The sequence below is a fragment of the Serratia sp. CY44782 genome, from assembly GCF_052168715.1.
GTDB classification, from domain to species: Bacteria; Pseudomonadota; Gammaproteobacteria; order Enterobacterales; family Enterobacteriaceae; genus Serratia; species Serratia nevei.
Window position 1 is genome coordinate 413,715 of the sequence record NZ_JBJNME010000001.1, and the last position, 12,616, is coordinate 426,330.

Sequence of the window (12,616 nt, forward strand, 5' to 3'; positions counted from 1 at the left end):
TGGCCGGGGTAAACCATGATTATACGAAATGCGACGCTCAACGATAGCGCGGCGATTGCCGCTATCTATAACGACGCGGTGTTGAACAGCACCGCCATCTGGAATGAACAAACCGTGGATGCGGCCAATCGCGCGGCGTGGATCGGCGAACGGCAGGCGGCGGGCTACCCGGTGCTGGTGGCGGTGAACGGCGCGGACGAGGCGATCGGCTACGCGTCGTTCGGCGACTGGCGCGCCTGGGACGGCTATCGCCATACCGTAGAACACTCGGTGTATGTCCATCAGGCGCATCGCGGTGAAGGGATTGGCAAAGCGCTGTTGATCGCCCTGATCGCACGGGCGCGGGAGATCGGCAAGCACGTGATGGTGGCCGGCATCGAATCCGGCAATCAGGCCTCCATTCAGCTGCATCTGGCGCTCGGGTTCCGCGAGGTGGGGCGCATGGAGCAGGTGGGCGCCAAATTTGGCCAATGGCTGGATCTGACCTTCCTGCAGCTGACGCTCGACGAGCGGGCGGCGCCGCCGGCGAGCTGAGCCCGGGAGACAGGGCGATGAATATGCTATTGCTGCTGATCGCGGCGGGAATGGGGCTGGTGGTGCAGAATCTGCTGATGGTGCGCATTACCGAAAGCGTCTCGACCATCCTTATCACGCTGGTGATCAACTCCAGCGTCGGTTTGCTGCTGCTGGTGGGGTTGCTGCTGGCCAAAAACGGCCTCGGCGCGGTGGCGGAAGTGACCGGCGCCGCCAGGTGGTGGATGCTGCTGCCGGGGCTGCTAGGATCGCTGTTCGTGTTTGCCGGTATCCTTGGCTACCAAAAACTGGGGGCGGCGGCCACCATCTCGATCCTGGTCGCCAGCCAGCTGTGCATGGGGCTGCTGGTGGACGTCTACCGCGCCGGCCCGGCGGCGCTGCGCGAGAATCTGCCGGCGCTGGTCGGCGCCCTGCTGTTGGTGGCGGGCGCCTATCTGGTGGCGAAACGCAGCTTTTGACGGCGGCTGAAATGCAAAAAGCCCGCTCGGGTTTCCCTGAGCGGGCTTCTCTAAATATGGCTCCTCTGACTGGACTCGAACCAGTGACATACGGATTAACAGTCCGCCGTTCTACCGACTGAACTACAGAGGAATCGTTGGAACGGGGCGAATAATAGCGGGGCGGTTGCGGCTTGTAAAGCGTGAAAACGCCCAATGCGTTCGTTTGCTGCAAGATTGCCCAACCTGCTGCTTTTTCTCGCTTTTGTCACTTGTCCCGCGCACAGCGTCCCCGGATGGCCCGTTGTTCGGGCCGTTGCTTGCCTGTGGTGCAACGTCTGCCCTGCGTTGTGGCGCGCGCCGCCCGACGAACGGTCGTCGGCCGCCGTGTATCTCGCTTCCATGGCCGTTTACCGACTCTGGCCCGGATCTTGCTGCAGTGCCTGACCGGATTTCGGCATTCTCAATTTAGCGGCTCGCTGGAGGCACTATGAATTTCAGACGTCTGAAGTACTTCGTGAAAATCGTTGATATCGGCAGCCTGACCCAGGCGGCGGAGGTGTTGCACATCGCACAGCCGGCGCTCAGCCAGCAGCTGGCGACGCTGGAGGGGGAGCTGAAACAACAACTGCTGATCCGCACCAAGCGCGGCGTACAGCCGACCGAGGCCGGCAATATTCTCTATGCCCACGCGCAGACCATTCTGCGCCAGTGCGAGCAGGCGCAGAGCGCGGTCAACAGTGCCGGGCAGGCGATGAGCGGCCAGGTGTCTCTCGGGCTGGCGTCGGGCAGCACCGCGGCGCAGCTGGCACTGCCGCTGCTGCAGAGCCTGCGCGATCAGCAGCCGGGCATCCTGCTCAGCCTGCATGAAAACAGCGGCGCGGCGCTGGCCGGGCAGGTGGCCAATCAGATGCTGGACATGGCGATGGTCTACGGCGCCAAGATGCCCGCCGGGCTGCACGCCATTGCACTGATGCGGGAAGATCTTTATCTGGTGGCGACGCGCGCGGTGCCGCATCCCGGCAACAGCGTCGAGCTGCTGGACGTGGCGCGGCTGAACCTGTTCCTGCCGCGCGAGGGCGATGCGGTGCGCAATCAGCTGGAAGAGGCGATGGCGCTGCGCAAGCTGGCTGTCAACGTGGTGGGGGAGATCGAATCCTCGGGCGCGCTGAGCGCCGCGATCGCCGGCGGGCTGGGAGCGACCGTGCTGCCGGAATCGGTGGCGCGCGCGATGATCGGCCCGGCCAAGGCCTGGATGGCGCGCATCAATGCGCCGACGATGTCGGTGCCGCTGGCGCTGTGCATGTCGGGCCAACAGGCGCTGTCCGCCCCGGCGCTGCTGGTCAAAGACATGCTGCTGTCGATCGCCGGCGGCCGCAGCCAGGAGAAACGCGCGCTGGCGCTGGTACGTTGAGGAAAAAACGGCCCGCCACAGCGGGCCTGATAACCGTTATCGGAACGGCGGTTCGTTGAAGGTGCGCAGCTTGCGCGAGTGCAGGCGGTCGCCCTCGGCGCGCAGCAGATCGATGGCGCAGATGCCGATCTGCAGGTGCTCGGAGATCGCCCCCTCATAGAAGCGGTTGGCCTGGCCCGGCAGTTTTATTTCGCCGTGCAGCGGTTTGTCGGAGACGCACAGCAGCGTGCCGTACGGCACCCGGAAGCGGTAACCCTGAGCGGCGATGGTGGCGCTCTCCATGTCGACCGCCACCGCGCGGCTGAGGTTGAAGCGCCGCGCCGAAGCGGAATAGCGCAGCTCCCAGTTGCGGTCGTCGGTGGTGACCACGGTGCCGGTGCGCAGGCGCTGTTTGACCTCTTCACCGGGCATGCCGCTGACCATCTTGGTGGCGTCGTATAGGGCGCGCTGCACCTCGGCGATGCTCGGGATCGGGATATCCGGCGGCAGCACCGCATCCAGCACGTGATCGTCGCGCAGATAGGCGTGGGCCAGCACATAGTCGCCGATCGACTGGCTTTCGCGCAGGCCGCCGCAGTGGCCGATCATCAGCCAGGCGCTCGGGCGCAGCACCGCCAGGTGATCGCAGATAGTTTTGGCGTTGGACGGGCCTACGCCGATGTTGATCAGCGTGATGCCCTGGCCGGTGCGCGAAATCAGGTGATAGGCCGGCATCTGGTGATTTTTCCACGCCAGATCGGACACCGCCTGCTCCGGGGCGCTGGTTTCCGGCGTGATGTAGGTGCCGCCGGCGCTGGAGAGCGCGATGTACGGGCTGGCCGGATCGGCGATCTGCGCGCAGGCCCAGCGCACGAACTCATCCACATAGCGGGTGTAGTTGGTGAACAGCACGAACGGCTGGAAGTGTTCCACCGGCGTGCCGGTGTAGTGCCGCAGCCGCGCCAGCGAGAAATCCGCGCGCAGCGCATCGAAATGCGACAGCGGGAAATGGTTGTCGGTGGTGTGGTACAGGCCGTCGGCGGTTTCGTCACCGATCTGCGCCAGCTCGGTGGTGGGGAAATGTTGCGCGATGCCGGCGCTCATCGAGCGATCGAGCGCCAGGCTGGAGCCGTCGATCACGTAAGGGAACGGGATCTCCTGCTGCGACGGCGCCACTTCGATATGGGCGGCGTAGTCGTGCTCCAGCATCGCCAGCTGTTCGGCCAGATAGTGGCGGAACAGCTGCGGCCGGGTCACGGTGGTGCTGTAGCTGCCGGGATGGGTGAAGCGGCCGAAGGCGCGGGTTTTGCTCGGGCCGGATTGCTGCCCGTCCCAGCTGACGCGCAGTTCGGGATACACGAACAGCCCGGCGGCGCGCGCCTGCGCATTCGGCAGCGTGCCGTGGCTGATAAAGTCGCCGACCGCCTGACGCAGCGCGTCTACCGCGGCGTCATACAGGGCTTCCAGTTGATCGAGTGCCTGATCGGCGCTGAGGCCGCTGCGAGGTGGGGCATAGCTCATACTTTCTCCTTGGATGTCCCGGCTCTGTGGCGGGGGTGCGGCGTTTTACCGTCACAGGTTAGCCGAAGAAGGACGTAAAAGCTTGGTCGAAATGACGGGTGCGGCAAAGAAAATACCGCACCCGTGAAGGCGCGAGGATCAGGAGGCGGGGTCGGCCGCCTCGACCTTCAGCGACACCAGGCCTATGCCCAGCTTCTTCGGCGTAAAGCCGCCGCTGGCACTCTCTTTCGGCTCGGTGGGGGCCGGCGGGGTAATGCTGATCTTCTGCGCGCCGCGCGGGTTGTCGAAGCGCAGGGTGACGGTGCTGTCCTGTTCGCCGAGCGACACGAAGCGCTCTTCGTCGCCGACGCGCACCGAAATCGGTTCGCCGACGTTATTGCCGTAGGCGCGGGCGCGCAGCACCAGATCGAAGCGCTTCGGCAGCGGCTCGACGTAATCGATGTCGACCGCCGGCGCCAGGTTGGCGTCGGACCAGCGGCCCCACTCCTCGACGCCGGAAACGCCGGTGACGGCCTTCACCTGCTCCGGCAGGCCGGGCAGCATGAACTCGATGCTGTCCGCCCGGTACTTCATCGCCGCGTCGTCCACCTGCAGGCGAGCGACGGCGTTTTGATAATCGGCGACGCTGTCCGCCGCCGGGGCGGTAAAGCTCACCTTGCCGCGGAAGCGTTCGCCGCTGGCCTGCACGATCTGCGGCGGTGAGGCCAGGGTGCCGGAGGCCACGCAGATGTCGGTGCTTAGCGCCAGCTGCGGCGCCCAGACCCGGCCGATCTCATAGCATTTATCGACCCAGACGAATTTTTCCCCCGCGCCCAGCCCGGCCAGCTGTTTGCGCAGCGGGGTGGAAAGGTAGACGTTGAACATCGGTTCGATGCGGTTATCGCCCACCCGCAGAATGAACGGCACCTTGTAGGTGACGCCGGAGAAGCTGAAGCTGCGCTGGCGCGTATCGACGCTATAGTCGCTGATGCGGTTCGGCAGGCCCCACTGGTTGATCACCGCCGGTTTCCAGCCGTTGATCTTCTCTTCGATGTTCAGGAACACCGTAGACAGCGACGGCGCCGACAGGCTGCTGCGGCCGAGGCCGATGTAGTTGTCGCCGCCCATCACGTCCAGCACCGTGGCGCCGTTGTCCAGCGTGCTGCGCTTCTCGTTGCGCTGTTCCGCCAGCGGCCGGGTGCCGTCGATGATGAAGAACAGGTTGCGGCGCTTCTGTTTGGCCAGGATATCGTAGGCGGTGTTGTTCATCGCCAGATGATCGGAGGACACCACGATCACGGTGTTGCTGAAATAGGGCGAGCGTTTGATCTTGTCGATCAGCGCGGCGATGTGTTGCTGGCTGCAGGCCACCGCGCTCAGCGAACGGTTTTCTTTATTCTGCCAGGCATAACTTTTCTTGCTGCAGCCGGCGGAGATAAAGCCGTCCGGGTGATGGGTGTCGACGGTCAGGGTAAACAGCGAGAAGGGTTGGCGCTGCTTGGACAGCTCGACGAACTTGCCGTACACCACGTCCAGCACGCTGTCGTCGTACCAACCCCAGTCGTTTTTGTAGCTCGGATCGGCGACCTGTTCGCGCAGCTCTTTGAAGCCGTAAACGTGGTCGAAGCCGTGGGATTTCAGGAAGGTGTCTTTACCGGCGAACGCCAGCTCGGCGCCCTGATAGAAATAGTTGCTGTAGCCGGCGGCCTTCAGCACGTCGCCCAGGCAGACGTTCTCCGGGTAGAAGGTGGAGACCGCGCTGGAGGCGTTGCCGTCGAAAGGTGCGAACAGCGGAATGCCGCACTGCGAGGCGACCATGCCGGCGATGGTGTAACCAGTGCCCGGCAGCTGCTGGGTGTTGCTGAAATCGATGCTGTCCGTGCGCAGGGCGTTCAGCTCGTCGGCCAGGCCGGGAAACAGCTCGGTATCGAAGTAGGTGCGCTCCAGACTCTCGGCATAGATGTACACCAGGTTCGGCCGCTTGCCCTGTACGGTCTTTTTCGGCGCCTTGTAGTAGGTGGTGAAATCGGCGGTATCGCCGACGATCTGGCTCTTGACCAGCAGCGAGATGTCCTGAAACGCCGGGGTGGTGCCGACCGAGAACAGCGCCAGCAGCACGGCGACGACGCTGTAGACCACGCTGCTGCCTTTGGCCTTGCGGCGCAGCAGGCTGCGGGCCAGCACCGCGAAGATAAGTCCCAACGCCGCCAGCAGGCCGATAAACGGCAGCACGTATTTGCTGATGCCCGCGCCTTTGAGGCTGCTGGTGACGGTGTAAATCACCGCGTCGGTGATGCCGTCGCCGGTGAAGTAGTTGCTGGCGATCAGGATGACGTTCAGCACCAGATAGCTGCCGAGCAGCGTCAGCAGAATGGCGAACCACCAGCGGTTGGCGGCGGCCCGGGTGCGATAAATCAAAATTGACGCCAAAAAGAGAACAAACGAAACGACTGCTAAAACCATCCGCCAAACCTTGTCTGATTGAAATAAAACCGTTGCTGCCCTGGGTTGCGCCGCCGAGCGTGCCGCGGCGCGAAAAGTGAAGGGTATAGCCTATTGCCGGCGGCGGAACAACGCGCGATCTCCCGCTACGGCCGACAAGCGGCGGCTATTGTACATTTTTATGACAATAGTGTGACGTTAATCACGCCGACGGCGGCCTCGGCGGCGAAAGCTTGCTGGTCGGAGGTTTCGCTCTACGCTTAATGAGTGCCACGACGGTGCGCCCATCAGCCATTCAGGAGGAAGTATGCAGACGATTCCCGCCGCGGTACTCGACGATCTGGCCCCGCAAGGCGTGTTGCGCGCGGCGATCAACTACGGCAATCCGGTGCTGGCGCAGGCCGGGGCCGGCGGCAAACCGCAAGGCGCTTCGGTGGAGCTGGCCGCCGCGCTGGCCCAGGAGCTGGGCGTGGCGCTTGAACTGGTCACCTATGACGCGGCGGGTAAGGTGTTCGCTGACCTGGACAGCGGCGCCTGGAACCTGGCGTTTATGGCCATCGAGCCGGTGCGCGCGGCGCAGATCGCCTTCAGCGAGCCCTACGTGATCATCGAGGGAACCTATCTGGTGGCGAACGACGCGCCTTACTTTGAGGTGGCGCAGCTCGACAGGCCGGAGGTGTGCATCGCGGTCGGCCAGGGGGCGGCGTACGATCTGTTTTTATCGCGCACGCTGCAGCAGGCGCAGCTGGTGCGGGCGGCAACCTCCGCCGAGGCGATCGCGCTGTTTTTCGAACGGGGGCTGGAGGCGGCGGCCGGCGTGCGCCAGCCGCTGTTGGCCGCCGCGGCCGCCCATCCCGGCTACCGGGTGCTGGAGGGGCACTTCACCGCCATCCGCCAGGCGATGGCGGTGCCGCGGCAAAAAACGCAGGGCGCCGCCTACGTGAACGATTTTATCGAGCGCTGCAAAGCCAACGGGTTGGTGAAGGCGGCCTTGCAGCGCAGCGGCCAGGGCGAGGTGACGGTGGCGCCACCGGCCGCCTCGGCGTGATCAGTCCAGCTCCACCGCGTACTGTTCCACCGGGGTGATTTTCTTGATCAGCTTGTTGTCGAACAGGAACTGTTCGTAAGCCTGGTAGCGTGCCCGATCCAGCTTGGCCGGATCGCGTGCGAACAGCGGCAGGCTGGCTTGCCACGCCTGCTTGTTCAGTTCGGTATTCAGCTCCGGGTGCGCCTTGGCGAACGCCAGCCAGGTGTCCTGCGGGTGCGCATGCAGGTAGTCGCTGCCTTTCTTCAGCGCGGCGAGGAACCTGCGGATTTTCGGCTCGTTCACCGCATCGCGGTTGGCGACGATGATCAGCTCGTCGTAGGCCGGCACGCCGTAATCTTCGACGTTGAACACCACCGGCGTCTTGCCCTGCAGCTTCAGCTCCAGCGCTTCGATGTTGCGGTAGCCGCCGATCACCGCATCCACCTGGCCCGCCAGCAGGGCGCTGGTCAGCTGGAAGTTAACGTTGATGAGCTTGATGTCCTGCGGCTTGAGGTGCTCGTGTTCGACCATGGTGGCCAGCGTCGCCTGTTCGATGCCGCTGACCGAGTAACCCACCGTTTTGCCCTTGAGATCTGCCGGCGACGTGATGTTTTTATCCAGCGCGATCACCGTATTCAGCGGCGTGTTGATCAGCGTGCCGACGCGCATCAGCGGCAGGCCCTGATCGGCGAAGAAATGCAGCTGCGGTTGATAGGTAATGGCGAGGTCGGCCTGTTTGGCGGCCACCAGCCGCGGCGGCAGCGCCGGATCGGACGGCGGCACGATCTTGACGTCCAGCCCTTCGGCCTTGAAGGCGCCGATCTGCTCGGCCACCATAATCGGCGCGTGATCGGGGTTGATGTACCAGTCGAGCACTAGCGTCAGCTTTTCGGCCGCGCCGGCCTGGCCGGTGATGGCGGCGCCGAGCAGCAGCCCGCAAACGGTTTGTTTGATCATGGTCGTTCCTTTATCCCTGGTTATGGTTGCAATCATCAGTCGTTTTCCGGCGCCCAGGCGATCAGGCGCCGCAGCAGCGCATCCACCGCAGCCCACAGCAGCACGGTCATCAGCACCAAAATAAACAGCGCGGCGAAGCAGACGTCGGTCTGCATGCGCGCGTTGGCGTTCAGCATCACGTAGCCCAGCCCTTCGGCCGAGCCGACCCATTCGCCGATGATGGCGCCGATCGGCGCGACGGCGGCGGCCATGCGCAGGCCGGAGCCGAAGGCCGGCAGCGCCGCCATCAGCCGCACGTGCCGCAGCTGCGCCCAGCGCGAAGCGCGCATCGTGCGCGCCAGATCGAGATAGTCGTTGTTGACCCGGCGCAGCCCGTCGAAAAAGGCCGATACCACCGGGAAGAAAATCACCAGCACCGCCATCGCCACCTTGGCGCTCATGCCGAAGCCGAACCACAGCACCAGCAGCGGCGCCAGGGCGAACACCGGTATCGCCTGGCTGGTGAGCACCAGCGGCATCAGCCAGCGTTGCAGGCGCGGCGAGAAGATCATGCACAGCGCCAGCGCCGCGCCGAGCAAGACGCCCAGCGCCAGCCCGCTGACGATCTCCGAAGCGGTGACCAGCGTGTGCCAGGCGAGATAGCCGCGCCCGTCCCACAGCGCCTGCGCCACCGCGCTCGGCGTGGGCAGCAGAAAGGCCGGAATGCCGCTTTGCGCCGCCAGCCACCACAGCAGCAGCAGGCCGGCAAACACCGTCAGCCCACGCCGTAGGCGGGTAAGCCCACGCTCTTTGGCAATATTCATTGCGCGGCCCTCACCAGCTGTTGCAGCAGTTCGGCCTGGCTTTTCAGCAGGTCGGCGTCATCCGGCGCGCGCGGCGGTTGCCCGCTGATGCGGTGGCTATCGTCGAGGCCCAGCGGCCAGGGCGACAGCACCAGCAGCCGGTGGCTCAGGCGGCAGGCCTCCATCGGATCGTGGGTGATCAGCAGCACGGTGTTTTGCGCCAGCAGTTCGGCGGCCAGGCTCTGGATCTCGGCGCGGGTAATGGCGTCCAGCGCGGAAAAGGGTTCGTCCATCAGCACGATCGGCTGGCGTTCGTAGAGCGTGCGGGCGATGGCGGCGCGCTGGCGCATGCCGCCGGACAGCGCGGCGGGCAGGCTGCGGCCATGCGCGGCCAGGCCCACGCGCTCCAGCAGGTGCGCCGCCCACGCCCGATCCGTCACTTCGCCGCGCAGCCGCGAGCCGAGGGCGACGTTCTCCTCGACGGTCAGCCACGGGTAGAGCAGGTCTTTTTGCCCCATGTAGGCGATGCGCCCGGCGATCGGCAAACCGTCGCTGCCGGTCACCGTGCCCGAGGTAGCCCGTTCCAGGCCGGCGATGATCTTCAGCAGGCTGGTTTTGCCGGCGCCGCTGGCGCCGAGCAGGGCGACGAAGCTGCCGCCGGCGATGTCGAAGCTCAGCCGGTCGAAGACGATTTGCTGACCGAAACGCAGGCTAAGATCCCGCACCTGGATGCCGGGCGGGAGAAGCGGGGAGGTCATGAGGCGTTCAGCCCCATCTGCCAAAATGCCGATTCCAGCTGGGTGGCGGTGGTGAAAATCTGCGCCAGCTCGGTGAAGCGGCCTGGTGCGCCGCGCTGGTGGCAGACGGTTTCCAACAGCTCGATGGCAGCGCGCACGCCGGCCAGATAGCCCTCGTCACCGTAGTTGCGGATCCAGGAGGCGTAAGGATTGCCCTCCATTTTGGTGGCGGGGTCGTGCAGCAGCCGCAGGCCGATTTCGGCATAGCCGGCCACGCAGGGCAGCAGGCCGGCCAGCAGATCGAGGGCGTCGCCGGCATGGCCGATATCCAGCACGTAACGGGTGTAGTTCATGGTCTCCGCCGCTTCCGGCTGGGCGGCGATCTGCGCTTCGCTCAGCCCCCATTCGGCACAGTAGGCCACGTGCAGCGGCAGTTCGGCGACGATGCCGTTGAGCGACGCCGTGGCGGCGCGCATTTCCGGCAGGGTGCGTAGCTTGCTGACCAGCAGTGCGTAGGCGCGGGCGAAGTGCAGCAGGAACAGGTAGTCCTGGGTCAGGTAGCGGCGAAAAGCGCGTTCGGGCAAGGTGCCGGCGGCCAGTTGCTGCAGAAACGGGTGATCGACGTAATCTTGCCAGTGGCTGCCGGCTTGTTGGCGCAGCCGGCCGTAAAGACCGCTTTCGAACAGGGTGGTGATGGACATGGGACCTCCTTGAGTCAGTGGAGATCCGGGCACGCTGGGGTATGAACAGGCAACGGGTGAGAGCGTTGTTGCCTAACCGTCCCTTCGCTGGCATGACCCAGATCAGGTTCAAAGGGTTCGGCTTGCGCCATCTCAGCCCGTAACAGGACACCCCTCGGAGCTGCCTGTTATACGACATTTGTTTTTTGATTACAATCGCCGGGCGGCGCGGTGGCAATCGGTTCGTTTAGTGCGATCGGGGGCGATTTTGCTGGCGCAGAGCGCGCGATTTTTGTCACTGTAGGCCGATGATTTTGCCTTTGAGGACGATTCCCGATGAAAAAAATTGGTTTTCTCTCGTTTGGCCACTGGTCGCCTTCCGCCCAGTCCGGCACCCGTTCCGCGGCGGATGCGCTGCTGCAGTCCATCGATCTGGCGGTCGCCGCCGAAGATCTGGGGGCGGACGGCGCCTATTTTCGCGTACACCACTTTGCACGCCAGCTGGGGTCACCGTTCCCGCTGCTGGCCGCCATCGGCGCCAAAACCCAACGCATCGAGATCGGCACCGGCGTGATCGACATGCGTTATGAAAATCCGCTGTACATGGTGGAAGACGCCGGCGCGGCGGATCTGATCGCCGGCGGGCGGCTGCAGCTCGGCATCAGCCGCGGCTCGCCGGAGCAGGTGATCGACGGCTGGCGCTATTTCGGCTATGCCCCGGCCGATGGCGAGAGCGACGCGGACATGGCCCGCCGCCATACCGAAGTGTTCCTGGAAGCGCTGCGCGGCGAAGGGTTCGCCGAGCCCAATCCACAGCCGATGTTCCCGAATCCGCCTGGGCTGCTGCGGCCGGAGCCGTTTTCCGCCGGGCTGCGCGATCGCATCTGGTGGGGCGCCGGTTCGAACGCCACCGCCGTCTGGGCGGCGAAGCTCGGCATGCACCTGCAAAGCTCGACGCTCAAGAACGACGAGACCGGCGAACCCTTCCACATCCAGCAGGCCAAGCAGATCCGCGCCTACCGCGCCGCCTGGCAAGAGGCCGGCCACGCGCATGAGCCGCGGGTTTCCGTGAGCCGCAGCATCTTCGCGCTGGTGGATCAGCGGGATCGCAACTACTTCGGCGGCGGTGGCAAGGAGGGCGATCAGCTCGGATATATCGACGCGCAGACCCGGGCGATCTTCGGCCGCAGCTATGCCGCCGAGCCGGACGTGCTGATCGAGCAGCTGGCGCAGGACGAGGCCATCGCCGAAGCGGATACGCTGCTGCTGACCGTGCCTAACCAGCTGGGCGTGGATTACAACGCCCACGTGATCGAATCGATTTTAACCCATGTCGCGCCGGCGCTCGGCTGGCGCTAAACGGAGGAGTGACATGTCACGCATTTTCATTACCGGTTCGGTAGACGGGCTGGGCCGCGCCGCCGCGCAAACGCTGTTGGACGAAGGGCATCAGGTTATTCTGCACGCGCGTGAGCCCGGTCGTTTGGACGCGGTGCGCGATCTGCTGGATCGCGGTGCGCAGGCGGTGATTGGCGATCTGTCCGATGTGCAGCAGATCCGGCAGCTTGCCGAGCAGGTCAATCGCCTCGGCCGTCCGGACGCGGTGATCCACAACGCCGGTATGTTTACCGGGCCGCAGGTGATGCCGGTGAACGTGATTGCGCCCTACCTGCTGACGGCCCTGATCGAACGCCCCAAGCGCATCGTCTACTTGAGCAGCAGCATGCACTTTGACGGAGCGCCGGAACTGAACGGCGTAGACTGGCTCGGCGGCGCTGCGGGCTCCTATTCGGACAGCAAGCTGTTCGTCACTGCGCTGGCCGCCGCCGTGGCGCGCCTGTGGCCTGATGTGATCAGCAGCGCGGTCGATCCCGGCTGGGTGCCGACCAAAATGGGCGGCGCGGACGCGCCCGACGATCTGGCGCTGGGGCATGTGACGCAGGCGTGGTTGGTGACCAGCGATGAGCCGCAGGCCCTGGCGTCCGGCGGCTATTGGCACCATCAGCAACGGTTCGATCCCCACGCGGCGGTACACGACGAGGCGTTTCAAACGGCGCTGCTGGCGCAGTTGGCGCGCGTCGGCGGGGTGAACCTGCCGCAGGCTTGAGGGTAGTGCTTTGTTAGCCC

Annotated in this window: 12 protein-coding genes, 1 tRNA gene and 1 riboswitch; of the genes, 6 read left to right on the forward strand and 7 right to left on the reverse strand. The window is 64.9% G+C overall.

The window, feature by feature from the left end; all coding sequences use genetic code 11:
* The first annotated feature begins 15 nt into the window (after window positions 1–15).
* Both ACJ8HT_RS01995 and ACJ8HT_RS02000 read left to right on the forward strand, forming a co-directional pair.
* The gene (locus tag ACJ8HT_RS01995; RefSeq protein WP_197652497.1) at window positions 16–534 is read left to right on the forward strand and encodes a GNAT family N-acetyltransferase; all 519 of its coding nucleotides are present in this window, start codon (window positions 16–18) and stop codon (window positions 532–534) included.
* Window positions 535–551: 17 nt separating this feature from the next.
* The gene (locus ACJ8HT_RS02000) at window positions 552–992 is read left to right on the forward strand and encodes a DMT family transporter (RefSeq protein WP_063989223.1); all 441 of its coding nucleotides are present in this window, start codon (window positions 552–554) and stop codon (window positions 990–992) included.
* 57 nt (window positions 993–1,049) lie between these two features.
* Here the strand turns inward: ACJ8HT_RS02000 and ACJ8HT_RS02005 are convergent.
* Window positions 1,050–1,125: transfer RNA gene (locus ACJ8HT_RS02005), tRNA-Asn, on the reverse strand.
* A 336-nt stretch (window positions 1,126–1,461) separates the two neighbouring features.
* Here ACJ8HT_RS02005 and nac point away from each other — a divergent pair.
* Window positions 1,462–2,385, forward strand: coding sequence for a nitrogen assimilation transcriptional regulator NAC (gene nac / locus ACJ8HT_RS02010; protein ID WP_197652498.1), 924 nt, complete (start codon window positions 1,462–1,464; stop codon window positions 2,383–2,385).
* A 36-nt stretch (window positions 2,386–2,421) separates the two neighbouring features.
* Here the strand turns inward: nac and ACJ8HT_RS02015 are convergent, their stop codons facing one another.
* Together ACJ8HT_RS02015 and opgB are read right to left on the reverse strand one after the other, a co-directional pair.
* On the reverse strand, window positions 2,422–3,885 hold the full coding sequence (locus ACJ8HT_RS02015) for an AMP nucleosidase (RefSeq protein WP_197652499.1): 1,464 nt from the start codon (window positions 3,883–3,885) through the stop codon (window positions 2,422–2,424).
* Window positions 3,886–4,023: 138 nt separating this feature from the next.
* Entirely contained in the window at window positions 4,024–6,327 is a 2,304-nt protein-coding gene (gene opgB, locus ACJ8HT_RS02020) for a phosphatidylglycerol--membrane-oligosaccharide glycerophosphotransferase (RefSeq protein WP_197652500.1), read from the reverse strand.
* Window positions 6,328–6,613: 286 nt separating this feature from the next.
* Here opgB and ACJ8HT_RS02025 point away from each other — a divergent pair, with 286 nt between their 5' ends.
* Window positions 6,614–7,354, forward strand: a complete 741-nt coding sequence (locus ACJ8HT_RS02025; protein ID WP_195873518.1) for a transporter substrate-binding domain-containing protein — start codon at window positions 6,614–6,616, stop codon at window positions 7,352–7,354.
* On the opposite strand, the gene ACJ8HT_RS02030 is transcribed toward ACJ8HT_RS02025, so the two are convergent.
* The 4 genes from ACJ8HT_RS02030 to ACJ8HT_RS02045 are packed head-to-tail and all read right to left on the reverse strand — an operon-like array spanning window position 7,355 to window position 10,510.
* Window positions 7,355–8,290 carry an ABC transporter substrate-binding protein gene (locus tag ACJ8HT_RS02030; protein ID WP_194570941.1) on the reverse strand — a complete coding sequence of 312 codons (936 nt, stop codon included), beginning with the start codon at window positions 8,288–8,290 and terminating at the stop codon, window positions 7,355–7,357.
* Between the two features lie 35 nt (window positions 8,291–8,325).
* Window positions 8,326–9,093: an ABC transporter permease gene (locus ACJ8HT_RS02035; protein ID WP_060437754.1), complete on the reverse strand. Its 768-nt coding sequence runs from the start codon at window positions 9,091–9,093 to the stop codon at window positions 8,326–8,328.
* Entirely contained in the window at window positions 9,090–9,830 is a 741-nt protein-coding gene (locus ACJ8HT_RS02040) for an ABC transporter ATP-binding protein (protein ID WP_060437755.1), read from the reverse strand. Before ACJ8HT_RS02040 ends, ACJ8HT_RS02035 begins: the two co-directional genes overlap by 4 nt.
* Complete coding sequence (locus ACJ8HT_RS02045; protein ID WP_197652501.1) at window positions 9,827–10,510, reverse strand: TenA family protein; 684 nt, start codon at window positions 10,508–10,510, stop codon at window positions 9,827–9,829. Before ACJ8HT_RS02045 ends, ACJ8HT_RS02040 begins: the two co-directional genes overlap by 4 nt.
* 62 nt (window positions 10,511–10,572) lie before the next feature.
* A riboswitch (TPP riboswitch) is annotated at window positions 10,573–10,675 on the reverse strand.
* Window positions 10,676–10,825: 150 nt separating this feature from the next.
* Between ACJ8HT_RS02045 and ACJ8HT_RS02050 the strand changes: the two genes are divergently transcribed.
* Together ACJ8HT_RS02050 and ACJ8HT_RS02055 are read left to right on the forward strand one after the other, a co-directional pair.
* Complete coding sequence (locus ACJ8HT_RS02050) at window positions 10,826–11,848, forward strand: LLM class flavin-dependent oxidoreductase (protein ID WP_055313476.1); 1,023 nt, start codon at window positions 10,826–10,828, stop codon at window positions 11,846–11,848.
* Window positions 11,849–11,861: 13 nt separating this feature from the next.
* The gene (locus tag ACJ8HT_RS02055; protein ID WP_197652503.1) at window positions 11,862–12,596 is read left to right on the forward strand and encodes an SDR family NAD(P)-dependent oxidoreductase; all 735 of its coding nucleotides are present in this window, start codon (window positions 11,862–11,864) and stop codon (window positions 12,594–12,596) included.
* The last annotated feature ends 20 nt before the right edge of the window (window positions 12,597–12,616 follow it).

Excerpts from the sequence above, each read along its gene's own strand:
- ACJ8HT_RS02025 (WP_195873518.1), top strand. The coding sequence starts at position 6,614 with ATGCAGACGATTCCCGCCGCGGTACTCGACGATCTGGCCCCGCAAGGC.
- ACJ8HT_RS02050 (WP_055313476.1), top strand. The coding sequence starts at position 10,826 with ATGAAAAAAATTGGTTTTCTCTCGTTTGGCCACTGGTCGCCTTCCGCC.
- ACJ8HT_RS02040 (WP_060437755.1), bottom strand. The coding sequence starts at position 9,830 with ATGACCTCCCCGCTTCTCCCGCCCGGCATCCAGGTGCGGGATCTTAGC.
- ACJ8HT_RS02015 (WP_197652499.1), bottom strand. The coding sequence starts at position 3,885 with ATGAGCTATGCCCCACCTCGCAGCGGCCTCAGCGCCGATCAGGCACTC.
- ACJ8HT_RS02035 (WP_060437754.1), bottom strand. The coding sequence starts at position 9,093 with ATGAATATTGCCAAAGAGCGTGGGCTTACCCGCCTACGGCGTGGGCTG.
- ACJ8HT_RS02055 (WP_197652503.1), top strand. The coding sequence starts at position 11,862 with ATGTCACGCATTTTCATTACCGGTTCGGTAGACGGGCTGGGCCGCGCC.
- ACJ8HT_RS01995 (WP_197652497.1), top strand. The coding sequence starts at position 16 with ATGATTATACGAAATGCGACGCTCAACGATAGCGCGGCGATTGCCGCT.
- ACJ8HT_RS02030 (WP_194570941.1), bottom strand. The coding sequence starts at position 8,290 with ATGATCAAACAAACCGTTTGCGGGCTGCTGCTCGGCGCCGCCATCACC.
- ACJ8HT_RS02000 (WP_063989223.1), top strand. The coding sequence starts at position 552 with ATGAATATGCTATTGCTGCTGATCGCGGCGGGAATGGGGCTGGTGGTG.
- nac (WP_197652498.1), top strand. The coding sequence starts at position 1,462 with ATGAATTTCAGACGTCTGAAGTACTTCGTGAAAATCGTTGATATCGGC.
- ACJ8HT_RS02045 (WP_197652501.1), bottom strand. The coding sequence starts at position 10,510 with ATGTCCATCACCACCCTGTTCGAAAGCGGTCTTTACGGCCGGCTGCGC.
- opgB (WP_197652500.1), bottom strand. The coding sequence starts at position 6,327 with ATGGTTTTAGCAGTCGTTTCGTTTGTTCTCTTTTTGGCGTCAATTTTG.